16 protein-coding genes are annotated in these 17,232 nt (G+C 70.6%); 7 read left to right on the top strand and 9 right to left on the bottom strand.

Features of this window, described 5'->3' with window-relative positions; genetic code table 11:
- The first annotated feature begins 64 nt into the window (after positions 1 to 64).
- Positions 65 to 1,018, top strand: a complete 954-nt coding sequence (locus tag AB0G04_RS16640; protein WP_360982875.1) for a WecB/TagA/CpsF family glycosyltransferase — start codon at positions 65 to 67, stop codon at positions 1,016 to 1,018.
- Between the two features lie 27 nt (positions 1,019 to 1,045).
- On the opposite strand, the gene AB0G04_RS16635 is transcribed toward AB0G04_RS16640, so the two are convergent.
- On the bottom strand, positions 1,046 to 1,615 hold the full coding sequence (locus tag AB0G04_RS16635; RefSeq protein WP_360982873.1) for a DUF4262 domain-containing protein: 570 nt from the start codon (positions 1,613 to 1,615) through the stop codon (positions 1,046 to 1,048).
- A 110-nt stretch (positions 1,616 to 1,725) separates the two neighbouring features.
- On the opposite strand from AB0G04_RS16635, the gene AB0G04_RS16630 reads away from it, so the two are divergent.
- Positions 1,726 to 2,100: a glyoxalase gene (locus AB0G04_RS16630; RefSeq protein ID WP_360982871.1), complete on the top strand. Its 375-nt coding sequence runs from the start codon at positions 1,726 to 1,728 to the stop codon at positions 2,098 to 2,100.
- Here AB0G04_RS16630 and AB0G04_RS16625 read toward each other — a convergent pair.
- The 8 genes from AB0G04_RS16625 to cysC all read right to left on the bottom strand — a co-directional run bounded on the left by AB0G04_RS16625 (position 2,090) and on the right by cysC (position 12,090).
- Entirely contained in the window at positions 2,090 to 3,082 is a 993-nt protein-coding gene (locus tag AB0G04_RS16625; protein ID WP_360982869.1) for a glycosyl hydrolase, read from the bottom strand. The two genes, AB0G04_RS16630 and AB0G04_RS16625, sit on opposite strands and share 11 nt — an antisense overlap.
- Positions 3,075 to 3,809, bottom strand: coding sequence for a class I SAM-dependent methyltransferase (locus AB0G04_RS16620; RefSeq protein ID WP_360982867.1), 735 nt, complete (start codon positions 3,807 to 3,809; stop codon positions 3,075 to 3,077). The genes AB0G04_RS16625 and AB0G04_RS16620 overlap by 8 nt, the downstream gene beginning before the upstream one ends.
- Entirely contained in the window at positions 3,806 to 5,308 is a 1,503-nt protein-coding gene (locus AB0G04_RS16615) for a lipopolysaccharide biosynthesis protein (protein WP_360982865.1), read from the bottom strand. The genes AB0G04_RS16620 and AB0G04_RS16615 overlap by 4 nt, the downstream gene beginning before the upstream one ends.
- Positions 5,305 to 6,183: a sulfotransferase gene (locus AB0G04_RS16610; RefSeq protein ID WP_360982863.1), complete on the bottom strand. Its 879-nt coding sequence runs from the start codon at positions 6,181 to 6,183 to the stop codon at positions 5,305 to 5,307. Before AB0G04_RS16610 ends, AB0G04_RS16615 begins: the two co-directional genes overlap by 4 nt.
- A gap of 2 nt (positions 6,184 to 6,185) precedes the next feature.
- Positions 6,186 to 7,415, bottom strand: a complete 1,230-nt coding sequence (locus AB0G04_RS16605) for a hypothetical protein (RefSeq protein ID WP_360982861.1) — start codon at positions 7,413 to 7,415, stop codon at positions 6,186 to 6,188.
- Positions 7,412 to 8,776, bottom strand: coding sequence for a hypothetical protein (locus AB0G04_RS16600; RefSeq protein ID WP_360982859.1), 1,365 nt, complete (start codon positions 8,774 to 8,776; stop codon positions 7,412 to 7,414). The genes AB0G04_RS16605 and AB0G04_RS16600 overlap by 4 nt, the downstream gene beginning before the upstream one ends.
- The gene (locus AB0G04_RS16595) at positions 8,773 to 10,479 is read right to left on the bottom strand and encodes a Wzz/FepE/Etk N-terminal domain-containing protein (protein ID WP_360982857.1); all 1,707 of its coding nucleotides are present in this window, start codon (positions 10,477 to 10,479) and stop codon (positions 8,773 to 8,775) included. The genes AB0G04_RS16600 and AB0G04_RS16595 overlap by 4 nt, the downstream gene beginning before the upstream one ends.
- A 90-nt stretch (positions 10,480 to 10,569) precedes the next feature.
- Positions 10,570 to 12,090, bottom strand: coding sequence for an adenylyl-sulfate kinase (cysC, locus tag AB0G04_RS16590; protein ID WP_360982855.1), 1,521 nt, complete (start codon positions 12,088 to 12,090; stop codon positions 10,570 to 10,572).
- A gap of 181 nt (positions 12,091 to 12,271) precedes the next feature.
- Between cysC and AB0G04_RS16585 the strand changes: the two genes are divergently transcribed.
- From AB0G04_RS16585 to AB0G04_RS16565, 5 genes are all read left to right on the top strand, one after another.
- Complete coding sequence (locus tag AB0G04_RS16585) at positions 12,272 to 13,576, top strand: glycosyl hydrolase (RefSeq protein WP_360982853.1); 1,305 nt, start codon at positions 12,272 to 12,274, stop codon at positions 13,574 to 13,576.
- A 79-nt stretch (positions 13,577 to 13,655) separates the two neighbouring features.
- Positions 13,656 to 14,570, top strand: a complete 915-nt coding sequence (locus tag AB0G04_RS16580) for an ABC transporter ATP-binding protein (protein ID WP_360982851.1) — start codon at positions 13,656 to 13,658, stop codon at positions 14,568 to 14,570.
- A complete protein-coding gene (locus AB0G04_RS16575; RefSeq protein ID WP_360982849.1) occupies positions 14,563 to 15,420 on the top strand; it encodes an ABC transporter permease in 858 nt (285 codons plus the stop codon). The genes AB0G04_RS16580 and AB0G04_RS16575 overlap by 8 nt, the downstream gene beginning before the upstream one ends.
- Positions 15,417 to 16,367 carry an ABC transporter ATP-binding protein gene (locus tag AB0G04_RS16570; protein ID WP_360982847.1) on the top strand — a complete coding sequence of 317 codons (951 nt, stop codon included), beginning with the start codon at positions 15,417 to 15,419 and terminating at the stop codon, positions 16,365 to 16,367. The genes AB0G04_RS16575 and AB0G04_RS16570 overlap by 4 nt, the downstream gene beginning before the upstream one ends.
- Positions 16,367 to 17,077, top strand: coding sequence for an ABC transporter permease (locus AB0G04_RS16565; protein ID WP_360982845.1), 711 nt, complete (start codon positions 16,367 to 16,369; stop codon positions 17,075 to 17,077). Before AB0G04_RS16570 ends, AB0G04_RS16565 begins: the two co-directional genes overlap by 1 nt.
- Positions 17,078 to 17,232 lie beyond the last annotated feature (155 nt).

The following is a 17,232-nucleotide window of genomic DNA, read 5'->3' as shown; positions in this document are numbered from 1 at the left end:
ACTTTGGCTCGCCTTCGCTCGTTTCGCTCTGGTAACGAGTGAAGCAGGCAGAAGGAGGCGTTAGGTGACTATCGAGGCTTTCGACCGTGTGGACCTGGATGGGACGGGTATCGACCGCATCACCGAAGACGAGGTCGTAGCCGTTGTCCGGGAGTCGCTCGCCTACGGTCGCGGCGGCCGGATCATCACCCCCAACGTCGACATTCTGCGCCGTGCGTCCGCCGATCCGTCGGTTCGCCGGCACCTTCACGACGCCGATCTGATCGTTGCCGACGGCATGCCGCTGATCTGGGCCAGCCGCCTGGGCGGTGCGCCGCTGCCCGAGCGGGTGGCCGGCAGCAGCCTGATCTGGTCGCTCTCCGAGGGCCTCGGCCGCGACTCCCGCTCGATCTTCGTGATCGGTGGAACCCCGGCCGCCGCCGGCGCGGCGAAGAGCGACCCAGCCCGAAACCGCCCGGCCGGAGACGACGCGGCTGCAAACGGCGAGGTGGAGGGCGAGCCAGCCGGAAACGGCGCGGCAAGCGGCCCGGCTCGAAGCGGCGCGGCGAAGAAGAACCTGCTGGGAAGTGGCGTGGCGAAGAGGAGCGCGGCGAAGAGCGTGCGGGACGGTGCCGCCCGAGCCGCCGCCCGGCTGGCCCGCGAGTGTCCGGGCCTGCGGATTGCGGGGACCGTCAGTCCGCCGTTCGGGTTCGAGGAGGACGAGGCCACCTACGCCGATGTCTGTGCCAAGGTCGTGGCCGCCGAGCCGGACATGGTGTTCGTGGGGCTCGGCTTCCCCAAGCAGGAGCTGGTCATCGAACGACTGCGCCCCCAGCTGCCCCGCGCCTGGTTCGTCGGGTGCGGTGCTGCCGTCAATTTCGTCGCCGGGGACGTCGAGCGGGCTCCCCGCTGGATGCAGCGCAGCGGCCTGGAGTGGGCGCACCGGCTGGGCATCGAGCCCCGGCGCCTGGCCGGCCGCTATCTGCGGCACGACGCCCCCTACGCTCTGCGCCTGCTGGCCCGGGCCCGCCGCCGCTGAACAACCGGCCCCGAACGCCGCCGGCTCTCACGGCTGACCGCCCTCACCGCCGGGGAAGCCGGCCCGTCTTCTGGCCCGCTGGGCTCGGGTGCCGGGGATGCCGCGGAACGTCCGGCATCGCTGCCCGGCCCGCACGAGCAGCGCACCGATGGTCGGCTGGGGATGGCCGGCCGAGTCGTAACCGCTCTGCCAGGGGAACCGATCACCGGGATCGGGCCAGACGAGCTGCAGCAGCCGCACCCGCCCGTCCCCGTAGCGCATCAGCGCCGCACCGGGGAACAGCACCTCGCCGATCTCGCCGGCCACCACCCGGACGTCCTGCCCGTCGAGCAGCCCGAGGATGCGGTGCCCGTGCCGCAGCAGCAGGCCCTCGTCGCACACCCGCCCGGCCATCTCGTTGAGCAGCACGTGTCCCGACTCCGGTGGCAGTCCGGCGATGATCAGCTCGGGGAAGCCGTAGCCGGTCAGGCCGACCGTGTAGGCGAACGGAACCGTGTCGGGGGGATCATCTTCGGTCGGGACCACGTGCACGACGGCCCAGCCGAACTTCTCGATGATCTCGCTCTGTTCGTCGAAGAAGTCGTCGAGGTAGGACACCGTGACACCCCCGTCGGGCTCGGCCTGGCTGACTGAGCCAACTATGGAACACACGTACGACACTTTTTGGCGGCTGGCTAACCGTACGCGCGTACTGTTAAGGTCGGGGTATGGGTTTCCGTATCGATGACCTGCACCATGTGCAGCTTCTGATCCCACCGGGCGGCGAGGGCGAGGCCCGTGCGTTCTACAGCGGCGTCCTCGGCATGGCCGAGGTCGTCAAGCCGCCGGTGCTCGCGGCCCGTGGTGGCTGCTGGTTCCGCGCGGGTGGCTGGGAGGTGCACCTGTCCCCGGTCCCGGACTTCGTCCCGGCCCGCAAGTCGCACCCCGGCGTGCTGATCAGCGACCTCGACGCTCTGGCGGGCACGCTCGAGGCCGCCGGCCACCCGGTCGAGTGGGATCCCCACTTCCCGGGTCACCGGCGGCTCTACTCGGCCGACGGTCATGGCAACCGCCTGGAGTTCCTCGAGCGGATCAGCGGTTGAAGTACGGGTCCTGCACCAGCCGCTGGAAGGCCCGGAAGGCACGTTTGTCCCCGGTCAGCTGGAACTGCTGATTGGGGCCGTTCCCCTCCGGGTCGGACTCGAAGTAGGCGATCGCCTTGATCTGCTTGTTCGCCTTGAAGGTCCGCTCGGCGTCCTTGAGCCAGGCGGCCCGGGAGTCCGAGCCCCACGCCTTGGCCACCCCGAACTCGCCGATCACGATCGGTTTCGGTCGCTGGGCGGCCCACTCGAGGAACGGTCCCATCAGCTGCCCGATCGGCCGGAACTCGAATCCGGCGTAAACGTCCACGCAGGTCCAGTCGACCTGGTCGTCGCCGGGGTAGAAGGCGGGGGCGTCACCGCGGATGAAGCCCTCGGCGGTGGGGCACCACACCCAGGACACGTTCTCGGTCTTCTCCTGCTGGAAGATCTTGCGGACGTACCGCCAGGCGGCGATGTAGTCCTCGCCGGACCACATGGTGGCCTGCAGGTTGGGCCGGTCCATCTCCCAGCGCATCCGCAGCAGCACCGGCTTCTTGATCTTCCGGATCGCGACTGCCTGCTTCCGGATCAGGTCGTCGTGCTCACCGGCCAGGATGGACCGGTTGTCACCGGTCGCCCAGCTGATCATCAGGGAGGCGCCGTCGGCGAGGAACGCCTCGTCCGAGGGGGTGCCCATCATCTGTTCGAACCGCCGGTACGTGTTGATGAAGTCCAGCCGCCGCCCCATCGACTTCTCCAGCGCCGCCACCGCGGTGAGCCGGCCCACATGGGTCAGTTCCTCGGGCTTGATCCAGGCCCCGAACAGCGCGCCGCGACGGGGTGGCTTGTACGGCCCCGCCTCGAACGGCCCTGGGTTGACCGCCACCGCGCGCGGCGGTGCGGACAGGTCGGGCGACGGTTGCGGGGCCGGCTCCTCGCGATCGTCCGACCAGCACCCACCCAGCAGGAGCACTGCCAGGAGCGCCGGCAGGAACCTACGCATGGACGCGCCGGGCGGTGTAGAGGACGTTGACCGCGTACCCGTCGCTGCCGGGCAGTTTGCGAGCAGCCGCGTCGGCGATCCGCGCCATCCGGCTGTCGTGCAGTGACGGGGTGAGCATCGAGAACCCGCGCCGCTCCACGATCTCGAACCCGTGCCGGGCCAGCAGCTCTTCGACCTGCTCGTGGGAGAGTTCGGCGAACCATCGCTCGCCGTCGTGCCGCCGGGCGCGCAGATGCCGTACCGAACCGGCGTTGCCGTGGTTCTCCACCACGAGCACCCCGGACCCGCGGTGCGGCAGCACCTTGGCGGCGAAGGCGAGAGCCCGGTCGCGGATGCTGTCGTCCACGTTGAGCAGCAGCCGGAAGATCGTGACGATCGCCGGGAAGCCGGCCGCCACCGGCTGCGGCACGGGACCTTCGCCGTCCACCCGGTGCCAGTACGCCCGGGATCCGACCTCGGCCGCCTTCGCCATCATCTCGGCCGACGTGTCGTACCCGTGGGCCTCCCGGACCAGGCCGTGCAGCGCGCGGATCGCCCGGCCGGTGCCGCAGGCGAAGTCGTGGTGCACCGGCGGGTTCTCGGTGAACTCGCGGCGGACCAGGGACCGCAGGTAGTCCCGTTGCCGATCGTTGATCCGTGACGCGTAGCTGTCCGGGGCGTACGTCACGGTCTCGTACTTCTCGACCGCCTCGGTGTCCTGGAACACCTCGGTGTAATCGCTGGTCAAGATTTCCTCCTAAATGCGCCGAGCGTCAACGGTCCGCGCAGCAGCCAGACCCCCGCGGCGTACGCCGGGACGGCAATGACCAGCGCAGCCGGAAAAACAACGACAAATCCGAAACAAACCACGGCGAGCGACGCCCCGAGAAGGGTGCCGCGCCCGAACGGGTGCAGACGGGTGCTGCGGTAGACCTGCGCCAGTGGCAGCAGGTTGTTCACCACCATGGCCCCGGCCAGCCCGATCGCTGCGCCGAGCGCGCCCCAGCGCGGGATCAGCAGCACGTCCAGGCCGACGGTGACGGCCAGGGCGATCAGCACGTTGGCCAGGTTCGCCGAGGTGCGGCCGGCCATGGCGAGCACCATGTCGACCATTCCGCAGCCGGTCGCCAGCAGCATCGCGGCGGCCAGCACCAGCACCACGGGCGCCCCGGCGGCGTACCCGGCACCGAACAGGCTCAGATAGTGCGGCGCGAACGCGATCACCAGCAGGCAGATCGGCCACGTCACCAGTACGAGCCAGCCGGTCGCGGTCTGGTACAGGCGCTTGGCGGCCGCGTGATCGCCGGTGCTGAGCGCCTCGGCGAGCCGCGGCTGCACCGACTGTGACAGCCCTTGGTTGGCGAATTGGATCAGCACCACGAACCGCCCGGCCACCGCGTAGACCGCCGCCGGTGCCAGCCCGCCCAGCGCCGCCACCAGCAGCACGTCCACCCGCTGCAACGCCAGCTGGGCGACCGCGGCCACCGCCCGGGGACCGGTGAAGACCCAGAAATCCCGGCTCACCCGCCGTCGCTCGCTCCGGCTGGTCTCGGAGAGATCCAGACCTGTGCGGTACGCCCGGCGCGCCGCGAAGGCCGCGAGAACCGCAACCGGCAGGTACGGGGCGGCCCAGGCCAGCGCGAACACCGGCAGGGAGGCCGACGCCCACATCGCGGCGACCCCGGCCGCGCCGACCGCCAGCAGCTGCAACCCGCTGCGCAGCAGCCGGTCCAGCAGCACGGTCGGCCGCATGCTCCGGTAGCCGCGGGTCACGGTGAGCAGCACGTCGGTGAGAGCCTGCAGCGGGACGAAGACGGCCAGGACCCGAAGCCCCGTGGTGTGCCGGCCGATCACGTCCGGCGAGCCGCCCGCCGTGAGCTGGGCGATCCACGGCGCGGCCAGCCACATCGCCACCGCCAGGAGCAGTGAGAACACCACCACCGGCGGGATTCCCGCGCGCAGGCAGGCCCCCAGCAGGCGGTCCTGTCCGGTGGCCCGCAGCCGGGCCGGCCAGTACACCAGGCCGGTGTTGGTACCGAGCTTCGCCAGGCCGCCGACAAGCACGAACGCGGCCGTCGCGGCGAAGAACGCACCGGCTTCCTCGGGTCCGAGCGCCCGCGCCACGATCCAGGTGACCGCAACCCCGGTGCCGCCGGCCAGCACCGAACCGGCCATGTTGGCCAGTCCGCCACGGGCCGCGCCCCGGGTCTCGCGGGCCCGGTCGAGCGGTTCAGCGGTCGCCGTCACCCGCGGCGCCACACGGGGGTGTGTCCCAGCCATCCGGCCAGCGCCTCGTCGTGCGGCCGGTAGTACTCGCTCAGGTCACGGCGCAGACCCGGGTCCATCTCGGCCTGCCGCGGCCGGGCGTTGTGCCGGTCGAAAGCCGGGTACGGAAGCCCCACCGGCAGCCCGAGGAACCCGCACACCTCGTCGTACACGGCCTCCGGCTCGGTGAAGAACCGCTCGCTCTCCACCACGTGGATGCGTTCCCGGCCGACGTGCTGGGCCATCACGCTCAGGTAGCGGGCGTACTCGCCGCGGGCCCGGTAGGCGTGATGCTGGTGAGCGAAGCTGTAGTAGCCGGGATCGAGCGTGAGCCGTTCCTCCTGGCGGTGCAGCCGGGCCGGCTCCAGGGTCAGCGCGGACCCGAAGTCCTGCTCCGACTCGTAGGCGCGGGCCACCTCGTGGTGGTGCTGCGAGTAGGCACGTTCCACCGGGTCCCGGACCAGGACCACGAGCTTGGCGTACGGCAGGTCGCGCGCGATCCGGGCGGCCGCCTGCGGGTGGTACATGTAGTACGGGCTGGACTCGAACGTCTGCGCCCGGACCCCGTACTTCTCGCCGATCCGTTCCGCGCTGCGCAACGTCGGGAAGTGGCCGCGGTACCAGCCCGCCCCCCGGTCGTACGACGTGTCGAAGTAGTGCACGCCCTTGTGCAGCACCGCCTTGAGCACCACCGGGTGGGCGGCCAGCGCGCGGTACAGCGACGTGGTGCCGCAGCGCTGCCCGCCGCAGATCAGGAACGACGGCAGCATCCGGCTCTCGGCGGTGAGCCGGCCGTACGAGCGGGAGCCCAGATGCACGACCCGTTTCACCGGGGCCGGCAGATTGCGTACATGCATGGCTACAGCTCCTCCACACGCCGGATCAGCACCGGCAGCAGCCAGGTCCCCAGCACACCGAGCCGGGCACCGGCCTCGGCCTGTTTGTCGGTCAGGTAACGGACCGCGAGGTCGACCAGGTAGAGCAGAGCGGTGATCTCGCGGGCCACCGGCGCCACCCCGAAGGGGGCGAGCAACTCGTCGGCCCGCTGTACGGTCGCCTCGACCGCGGCCCGGGCGTCGCCGGTGGATTGAATACGTTTCTGCAGCTCGTGGTGGATGGCGTCGAAACCGAGCGGCACACCGGTGGCGAACCGCTCCCAGTCCCAGACGAGCAGCGTGTCGGCGAGGTTCGCCATGTTCCACGGAGCCCAGTCGCCGTGCCACGCGCCGTACCGCAACGCGGTCTCCCCGCTGTGCGCGGCCAGCACGTCCACCGCGGCGGCCAGGCCGGAGCCCTCCGGCCGGTCAGCGACCGCGGCCAGCCGGGACTTCAGCTCGTGCCAGTACCCGCTGCCGGTCAGCGGCCCGGTCGTGTGCCCGCAGCAGCCGGCGATGTCGAGCATCGCGGCGGTCAGCCGGCGCTGGGTCAGCGGCGCCCGGGGCAGCCACACCGGCAGCGCCGACTGGACCAGCACCTGCATGCCCCGCCACTGCCCGGCGTGCAGCAACCGTGGCACGGTCAGCTTGCTCAGTCCGCTGCCGCCAAGCGTGGTCAGGGCCGCGGTCTCGGCCTTGACCAGGGTCCGGGTCAGCGGGCCGGTGCCGATCTTGCCGAAGGCGAAGGTGTCGCCGTCCGGGCTGAGCAGCTGGAGCACCGGTTTGCGGTTGGCCCGCGCCGGCCCGATGTGGATGCTCACCGCCAGGTCGCGGCGCAGAGCCTCGCTGAGGTACCCGTCGATGCCGGCCGAGACCGGGCCGGTCACCCGGATCCGGTCGCGGAACAGCAATCCGGTGGCGCGGGCGTGCACGGCCGCCACCACGGCGTCGCGCTTGAGCCGGGCCATCCGGGACTGCGGTTCGGCGTATCTGCGTACCGCGGCCGCGGCGACCGCGGGGGAGAGGGTCGGCACCAGCAGGCGTGGCCGGTGTGCGTTCGGGACCACCAGATACTCGGTCACGAGCGGGCCGGGCGTGCCATCCGTCCGGCACGGCCGTGGATAGAGCAGTCCGAGCACCTCGGTCAGGTACTGGGTCCGGAGAGCAGCGTCTCCGGCGGTCAGTGCCGCGGGGGCGGTCTTAACCGGGCTCAAGTGTTCTCCCCATCTGTCCAGTTGCGCCAGAGCAGCGCATATGCCAGAACCATGAAGGCCAGGGGGGTGACCAGCGAGTTGTACCAGAGCATCGCGGAGAACGACGTCACGAGCGCAGCGCTGCCGGCGATGCCGATCGGGCTGCGGTCCCGGCGGAACCGCCACAGGCCGTACGCGAAGAAGCCCAGATAGCCCACGGTGCCGGCCGCACCGTGCGCATAGATCAACTGCCAGAGCTGCCCGTTGCCACCGACCGTGAAGTTGCCGCAGCGCTCACAACCCGCGCTCTCACCCACGGTGATCGAGTTGCGCCCGCCGAGGGTGTTACGGGTGCCGCCGTACCCGATGACCGGCGAGCCGAAGAATCCGTCGACGGCCTTGTCGATGAGGAACGAGCGGACGCCGTTGGACTTGCCGTTGTCCAGCCGGGCCTGCACCGTGTCGCCGAGCGGTGTGGCGATCATGGCCAGCGCCAGGCCGGCCGTCACCACCGGCAGCAGCGCCAGGATCCACAGCCGGCCGGCCAGCACGTAGCGGAACGCCACGTAGAGGAGCAGCAGGCCGACACCGATCCACAGGCCCCGGTTCAGCGAGGCGACCGCCGGCACCACCGAGACGGCCAGGCAGAGCACGGCCAGGAACTTCTTGCCGGAGCTGCGGCTCCACCAGGCGGCCACCACCAGCCACGGCGCGAGCAGGCAGAAGTTGTTGCCCCAGGTGTTGGTGTAGCCCCACGGTGCGGCCGGGCGCGGCTTGGCGTCACCGACGATGTCCATGATCTGTGCGGCGTACGGATGGACGAGCGACCGTACGAAACCCTTGTTGCGCACCCCGGACGGCAGCAGCCACTCGATCGGCGAGGTGAACTCGAAGTTCCCGGCCACCATGCCGAGCAGCCCGCCCGCCACGGTCAGCACGAACATGCCGCCGAGCAGCCGCACGAGCCGCCGCCGGGACAGCTCCGCCTCGGTCAGGTTGCCGGCGTAGATCAGCAGAACGGTCAGCGAGAGGTACATCGAAAGCTTGTAGACGACGGCGACCAGCCGCTCGCTGGCGCGTTCCGCGACCGTGCCCGGCGGATCCGCACCCAGTGCGGCGATGCTCACCACCACCGCGAGCAGGAAGATCGCCCACCAGGCGAAGCCCGGCGGCAGCCGCAGCGTCCGGCCGGCCGCGCGTCGGCGGATCAGCAGGAAGAGCATGACCACGGCCGTCATCGGGAAGATCAGCACGCCCAGGCCGAGCGCCCACCAGAGCGGGTAGAACATCAGGACGCCGGCGACCGGCCAGGACGGCAGCGTCCGGTTCTTGGTGGTTCGCGGTGCGGGCCCGGCGTGCGCTTCCGCCGCGACCGCGATCATTTGTCGTCGCCGTCCGCGGCGCCCGTGCTGGTGAGGTCGATGACCGCGGTGGCGTCGCCGCCGTCCGGACCGCCGGGCCGCTGCAGGCCGGCGAACGAGAGCTGCTGGGTCGGACCCTCGGCCGTGGCGTCGGCGTCGGCGTCGGCCTCACCGGATACCGGCAGGGCGACCGCGGGCGCGATCGGTTCGGTCGGGCGCATCGCGGCGAGCCGCGGCATCACCACCGCACCGAGCAGGCGCGTGCCCACCCGCTGCAGCTGCTCGGTGGCGTCCACCAGGGCGGGGCGCCGGGACCGGCGCAGCTCGACCGCGAGGATCGCCGCGTCGGCCAGGCTGGCCAGACTCTGGGCATCCGCGCTGCTGCTTGTCGACGGCGCCTCGATGACCACGTATCCGCCCTGCTCGCGCAACGTCTGCAGGGTGTCCTTGAGCCGCTGCGACTGCATCAGCCCGGCCGCGGTTGCCGCGCCGCCGGTGGTGACCACCCGGAGCGACGGGATGCGCGGGGTGCGCTGCAGCGCGCTGGACAGGCTCACCCGGCCGGCCAGCAGGTCGGAGAGGCCGGGCATCGCGGACACGCCGAACATCCGGGCCAGCGGCGCGGCGTCGATCACGCTGTCCGGCAGGTGGGCACCGATCAGAACGACTTCACTTCCGGTACGGGCGAGCGCCGCGGCCAGGTTCGCGGCGACCAGGGTGCTCGCCGATCCACGGCTCGTCCCGGTGACCACGATGATCCGGTCGTCGTCGTGCAGGGCCGCCAGCACCTCGTTGCGCAGCCTGTTGAATACCCGGCCGCCCGGTCCGTACGGCTGGAGCACGTCGTCGAAGTGCGGGGTGCTGCGTTCGTCGAGCGCGGCAAGTACCGGGACCCGGCCCCGGTCACGGACGTCGTTGGGGGTGACGAGCCGCCGGTCGAAGCGTTCCCGCAGGTAGGCCAGGCCGAGCCCGAGCAGCAGGCCGAGCATGCCGCCGGTGCCGATGTTGAGCCACGCGTTCGGGCTGGTCGGTTCCTCGGGCAGGCGGGAGTCGCTGATGATGCTGCCGCCGCCGACCATCGTGGTGGTCAGCTCGTTGAGCCGTCCGGTCAGCGAGTTGAGCTGGTTCTGCGAGTTGTTGCGCAGGCTCTGCAGGTTGCTCTCGGTCGAGCTGCCCTTGGGCGCGACGGCGAGTTTCGCGTTGATCCCGGTCAGAACCGTGGTCAACTGCCGGACCTTGAGGTTCAGCGAGCGGATCCGCTTGTCCAGCTGGGCCCGGGCGGTCTCCTCCCGGTTGCGCAGGTAAGCCTCCGCGAACGCGTGCGAACCGGCCTGCGCTGCCCGCGGGTCGTCCGCCTTGAAGGTGATCACCAGAACCGTGGTGTTCGCCGGCACCTGCACCGACACCGACTTGGCCAGCTCGATCGGCGACACGTCGCTGCGCAGCAGTCCGGCTGCCTTCACCGCGACCGCCCCGGAGCCGACCAGCTGGGCCTCGGTGTCGAGGTTGACGGTGCCCTTGGTCCGGCCGCCTTCGGCGTTGGTGTCCTGGCCGACCGACTCCACGAGGACCGATGCGGACGATTCGTAGACCTTGGGCATGGCCTGGGTCAGGACCGCGCCGCCACCCAGGCCGGCACCCGTGGCCACCAGGGCGATCCACCAGTGCCGGCGGAACGCACCGAGGTAGTGCGAGAGATCGGACGAGGGGCGGGACGGTTCCATCAGTCTTCGGCGACCTTCCGGGAAAGGTGTGTCGGTTTGGGCGTTTCGCCCCAGAGGGCTAACGTCCCAATCCCGCCGCCGGTGATGGGTTCAGCTCAGTTTGGGCTCCACCCACCCGTTCTCGACCAGGTAGCCGAGCACCATCTCGACCGCCTCGGGGACGGACATGGTCGTGGTGTCGAGCGTCAGCTCGGCGTCGGCCGGCTCCTCGTACGGGTCGTCGATCCCGGTCATGCCGCGCAGCTGGCCGGCGCGTGCCCGGGCGTACAGGCCCTTGCGGTCCCGGCTCTCGCACACCTCCAGCGGCGTCGCCACGTGCACGAGGACGAAACCGGCGCCGGCCTCCACCGCCATCCGCCGCGCCGCCCGCCGGGCCGCGTCATAGGGCGCGATCGGGCAGGCCACTGCCATGCCCCGATGGCGGCCCACCTCGGCGGCCACCCAGCCGATCCGGCGTACGTTGCGGTCCCGGTCGGCCTTGCTGAACCCGAGCCCGGCGGTCAGCTCGCGGCGCACCACGTCGCCGTCGAGCAGGGTGATCGTGCGGTCCCCGTTCTCCCGCATGGCGTCGGCCAGGTTGCGGGCGACCGTCGACTTGCCGGAGCCGGACAGCCCGGTGAAGAACACCACGAGGCCGCGGTGCCGGCGCGGCGGGCGGACCCGGGACAGCTCCTTGGCGACGGCCGGCGGGGTGTGCCACTCGGGCAGCGGGAAACCCCGGTCCAGCAGGTCGTCGATCTCGGCCGGGGGCATCGCCAGGCGGCGGTTGCGCGGCGGGATGTCGTCGCGCCAGCGCCACTGGCCGTCCCGGTTGTCGTAGGCCAGCTCGCGCGGGACCAGCACGCGCAGACCCGCCCCGGACAGCGTGTCGCCGGTGGACAGCACGTGGGTCACGCCGTACGCGCCGGCGACCCGGGCGCGCAGCAGCGCGTCCCGCATCTCGTCGCCACGGGTGAGCAGCGGCACGGCCACCACGGTCGCCGGCGGCATCCGGTCGCGGGCCGCGAAGATCGAGCGGACCAGCGCCTCCGGAGGCAGGCCGTCCGGTCCCGGCCCGCTGACCGGGATCAGAATCAGGAGATGAGCCGCGAGGGTACGGGCGGCGTGCGCGATCTGCGCCAGTTGTGGCCGGTGCAGCGGCCGGTCGGCGATCACACCGAGCACCCGGCCCGGCGGCATGAGTGCCCGGACCTCCTCCGGAGTGCGGCGCAACCGCTGGAACGGGCCGTGCCCGCCGTCGCCCATCCGGCGCACCGGGCCCCCGATGCCGAACCGGTTCTGCCCGGTCTGCCAGACATCGGTCACGTCGATGGCGGCGACCGGGGCGCCCTCCAGGTCGGTCAGGACCAGGGCGCGGCGGGCCGGGTCGGACGGGTCCAGCGCGGACGCCACCTCGCCGGGGACCTCGCACGTCACCGGGACCGGCCACGGCGTGCCGTCGGCGAGGCGGCCGTTGCGGGCCAGGGAGACCAGATCGGCGCGGCCGAGGAACCCGGTCAGCGGAGCGTAGGCACCGGAGAGCAGCAGCTCGAGATCTGCCAGCTCATAGGGGCGCGGCGTGAAGGACGGAGCGTCACGGAGAACGTCCTCGGGAAGTACCGAACCATTCACTTCGAATCCCCCTGCTGCTGTTTGGGGGACAGTTTTCCAGGCGCGTCCAAGTGGGTCGAGCCGGGCCGTCGATCGAATCGTGATCTTTCCCCGATCAGGATGAAACCTATAAAATACCTATTTGTGTTTAAATCATGGTGTTACTGGACATTTGGGCATGATCCTTTGATACTCGGCCATTGTGAGAAAGAGCCTGCGCATCGCCGCGCTGACCACGGCCTTCGCCATGTCCGTGACGGCCACGCTTTCCTGGGCGTGGACCGGAGGCGTCGACCAGCTCGGGGTTCCGTACGGCCCTCCCGCGTTCGTCGACCCGACCATGACAACCGCAACGCCGCCTGACGGCACGTTCGCCATCCCCGCCGAGCCCGGCGGGACATTCGGCCCACCCGCTGCGCCCGGCGGCACGTTCGCCCCGGCCCCGCTCCGCGACCGGCTCGCTCCCGATCCCGCGGGGGCCCCGGCCTGGAACCCGCTGCCCATGGCCACCGGCGCCGGGGTGGACCGGCTGATCAGTCACCACCAGGAGTCCGGGGAGCGGCGCTGCCGTACCGGCTCCAATCTCGTGCCCACCTGCGGCGTGCTCTGGGGCGTCGCGCCGGGCGCGCGCACCGAGGCCCGCGGCGTACAGGCGCTCGCCGAGTTCGAGCGCAAGACCGGCCGCCACCAGGCCGTCTTCCACGCCTACCACCGCGGCATCCGGCAACTCTTCCCGACCGAGCAGGAGATCGCCATCTCCCGCGAACCCGGCCGCAAGCGGATCCTGCTGCTCAACTGGAAGCCGGAGAGCGCCACCTGGGCCCAGATCGCCCGCGGCGACCGGCGTACCGACGAGTTCCTGGACCGCCTCGCCACCCACATCCGGCACAACTACCGGGAGAAGTTCTTCTTCGCGATCCACCACGAAGCCGAGGACCAGGTACGCGAGCGGACCGGCTCCGGTTACACGGCCCGCGACTACGCGGCGATGTTCCGGCACGTGGTGAAGCGGCTGCGGGCCAAGGGCGCCAGCAACGTGGTGACCGTCCTCGTCCACATGGCGTACGTGCCGCACACCACCAAGAGCTGGTTCCAGCACATGTACCCGGGCAACGACGTGGTCGACTGGATCGGCTTCGACACGTACTCCTACAGCGATCCCGGGTACGGCCACGGCGACTTCGACGAGCTGCTCAACCGCCGGTCGGCCAGCAAACCGCACTGGCCCGGCTTCTACAACTGGGTCACCCGGCGCCATCCGGACAAGCCGCTCATGGTCGCCGAATGGGGCGTCTGGTTCTCCAAGCGGAACCCGGGACACATGGCCGAGTTCTACCGGGAGGTCGGCGACCAGATCGGCCGGTTCCCGCGGATCAAGGCGATGGTGCACTTCGAGACCCCGGCCAACCACAAGGGCCAGGACTCGTCGGTGGACAGTACGCCCGCCGCGCTGCGCGAATATCGCCGGCTCGGCAAGCTGCCGGTGTTCCAGGTGAGCGTCAGCTGAGAGCAGGCTGAGAAACCCTGAGAGAGCCTCAGGGGATTTCCCGATCCGCGTGGGTGCGGTGGCTTTCTAGGCTGAGCCCGTGACCATCATCGTTACGGACGGGCTGACCAAGACGTACGGCGGCGGGGTGACCGCCCTCGCGGACCTGACCGTCGCCGTCGATGCCGGCGTCATCGGCCTGGTCGGCGCCAACGGCGCCGGCAAGAGCACCTTCATCAAGATCATGCTCGGACTGCTGTCGCCCAGCGGCGGCAGCGTCCGGGTCTTCAACCTCGACCCCGTCACCCAGACCGACCAGGTCCGTGCCCGTGTCGGCTACATGCCGGAGAACGACTGCCTGCCGCCGGACGTCTCGGCCGCCGAGTTCGTGACCCACCTGGGCCGGATGAGCGGGCTGCCGAAGACCGCCGCCCGCGAACGCGCCTCCGAGGCGCTGCGGCACGTCGGCCTCTACGAGGAGCGGTATCGGCAGATCGGTGGCTACTCCACCGGCATGAAGCAGCGGGTCAAGCTGGCCCAGGCGCTCGTGCACGACCCCGACCTGCTGCTGCTCGACGAGCCCACCAACGGCCTCGACCCGGCCGGCCGCGACGCGATGCTCCAGCTCGTTCACCGGATCGGCAACGAGTTCGGCATCTCCGTGGTGGTCTGCTCCCATCTGCTCGGCGAGGTCGAACGGATCTGCGACTCGCTGATCGCCATCGAGGGTGGCCGGCTGCTGCGCGCCGACCGGATCTCCTCCATGACCGAGGCATCCGACATCCTGGCGGTCGAGGTCGCCGACGGCACCGACGAACTCGCCACCGCCCTCGCCCAGCGCGGCCTGCCGGTCACCCGGGAAGGCCGGGTGCTGCTCGTGCCGCTGGAGTCGGACGAGGCGTACGACCGGATCCTGCACGCGGTCACCGAACTCGACCTCAACCTGCACCGCCTGGACCAGCGTCGGCACCGCGTCGCCGAGCTCTTCACCACGAAGGAGACCGTCGATGTCTGAGGCCGGCGTCATCCATGACATCGGATACCAGCGATACGACGGCCCGCGTCTGGGCCGGTTCGCGATGCAGCAGGCGCTCTATGTGCACGGGCTGCGCGCGGCGTACGGGCTGGGCCGTTCCGCCAAGGCGAAGATCTTCCCCTGGCTGGTCTTCGGCATCATGCTGCTCGTCGCGGTGATCGTGGCCGCGATCCGCTCCATCGCCGGCGAGTCGGTTCTCAGCTACCTCGAGTTCGCCGGCCAGATGAGCTTCCTGATCATCTTCTTCACCGCGATCGTGGCGCCCCAGCTGGTCTCCCGCGACCTGCGGTCCGGCACCCTGCCGCTGTACTTCAGCCGGCCACTGCGCGCCGCCGACTACGTGAGCGCGAAGTTCGCCGCCATGGTCACCGCGATCTGGCTGCTGCTCGGCGTGCCGCAGTTCATCATGTTCCTCGGCGCCGCGTTCACCACGACGGACGGCGTCAAGGGCGTGTTCAACGAGCTCGGCGACCTGCTGCCCGGCTGGGGTTACAGCCTGCTCTGGGCGCTCATGTTCGCCGCCATCGGACTGCTGGTCGCCTCCTTCACCGGCAAGCAGGCGTTCGCGGCCGGCGGCATCGTGGCGGTCTTCCTGGTGACCACCCCGATCGTCGGGGTGCTGTCCTCCCTGCCCTCCACCACCGCCAACCAGCTGGCCCTGCTGGCCAGCCCGATGACCCTGCTCGCCGGGGTGGGGCAGTGGTTCGGTGGAAACTTCGAACTGGAACTGGGCCGGTTCGGTCCGATCTACGGCATCGAGACGGTCTCCCTGATCGCCGCCTGCCTCCTCATCCTGCTGGCCCGCTACCGGAAGGTGGCCTCGCTGTGACCACCCAGACGCTCCCGGCCGAGACGCCCACCACGACCGGCGTGGTCGAGTTGTCCACCGTCTCCCGGTGGTACGGCAACGTGGTCGCGGTCAACGACATCTCCATGTCCCTGCACCCCGGCGTGACCGGCCTGCTCGGGCCGAACGGTGCCGGCAAGACCACCGTGCTGCACATGATGGCCGGATTCCTGGCGCCCTCCAAGGGCACCGTCACCATCGACGGCAAGCCCACCTGGCGCAACCCGGCCGCCTACCGCGACCTCGGGCTCGTCACCGAACGCGAAGCGGTCCACGGCTACCTGACCGCGCGCCAGTTCGTGACCGCCTGCGCCAAGATGCAGAAACTGCCGGACCCGGCCGCCGCCGCCCAGCGCGCACTCGAACTCGTCGAGATGACCGACGCCGCCGAACGCCGCATCGAAACCTTCTCCAAGGGCATGCGCCAGCGCACCCGGGTCGCCGCAGCGCTCGTGCACGAGCCGCGCGTACTGCTGCTCGACGAGCCGTTCAACGGCATGGACCCGCGCCAGCGGATGCACATGATGGAGCTGCTGCACTCGCTCGGCGACCGCGGCCACACCATCCTGTTCAGCTCGCACATCCTCGAAGAGGTCGAGCAGGTCGCCGGACTGGTGCAGGTCATCGTGGCCGGCCGCCTGGCCGCGTCCGGCGACTACCGCAAGATCCGCCGCCTGATGACCACCCGGCCGCACGTCTTCGCCGTGCGCAGCTCCGACGACCGCCGGCTGGCCGTCGCGCTGATCGCCGAGAAGTCGGTGGCCGGCATCGAGATCGAGGCCACCGGCATGACCGTGCGGGCCTCCGACTACGGCAGCTTCACCAGGGTGCTGCCCCGCATCGCTCTCGACCAGGGGATCCGGCTGCGCCAGGTGGTGCCGTCCGACGAGTCCCTGGAGAGCGTCTTCTCATACCTGCTGGAGGGCTGATGTCCACGGTCGCTTTCATCACCGCGCGCGGCCTCTTCGGCCGCCGCCGGGCCCTGCTGCTCCTGCCGCTGCCACTGCTGCTGATCGGTCTGGCGGCACTCTGCCGGGCGTACGGTGTGTCGCCCGACATGTGGGGTCAGGCGGTCATCGTCGGCCTGGGACTCGTCGTGGTGCTGCCCGTGGTCGCCCTGATCGTCGGCACCGGCGTCCTCGGCTCCGAAATCGACGACGGCACGATCGTCCACATCCTCACCAAGCCGCTGCCCCGCCGCGAGATCATCCTGGCGAAGTACGCGGTGGCCGCCTCAGTGACCGCCGTGGTGTCAGCCGTGCCGCTGTTCGTCACCGGCATACTGGCCGGCTCCGCCAAGCTGGGCGCCGCCCTGGCCGTCGCCGCCGTGGTGGGCGCCCTGGCGTACACCGCGTTGTTCCTGCTCTTCAGCCTGGTCAGCCGTCGCCCGGTGCTCGTCGGCCTGGTCTACATCCTGGTCTGGGAGGGCCTGCTGGGAAACTTCGTCAGCGGCACGAAGAACCTGGCCATCGGCCAGTACGTCATCACCATCGCCGACAAGATCGCCCCGACCGCCATCCTGCAGTCCACGATCGGCTTGACCACCGCCATCGTCATGAGCGCCATCTTCACAGTCCTCGGCACCGTGGCCGCCATCAACCGGCTGTCCTCCTTCAGCCTGGCCGGCGAGACCAGCTGACCCAAGCCCTGAACCACCCAGCTGACTCGGTCTTGCCACATCCAGCTGGCCCAGTCCTGAATCACCCGGCCCGCCGCCCCCGCCCCCACAACCCGGCGGACGGGCGCAAAGATGCGAACAGGGGCCGGGGGAAAGGGGAAAAAGGAAAACAACTC

Origin of the sequence: Actinoplanes sp. NPDC023801 (genome assembly GCF_040639655.1) — a bacterium.
Lineage (GTDB): Bacteria > Actinomycetota > Actinomycetes > Mycobacteriales > Micromonosporaceae > Actinoplanes.
The sequence above is the reverse complement of the archived record's forward strand: the minus strand, read 5'-3'. Positions and strand labels throughout refer to the sequence as shown.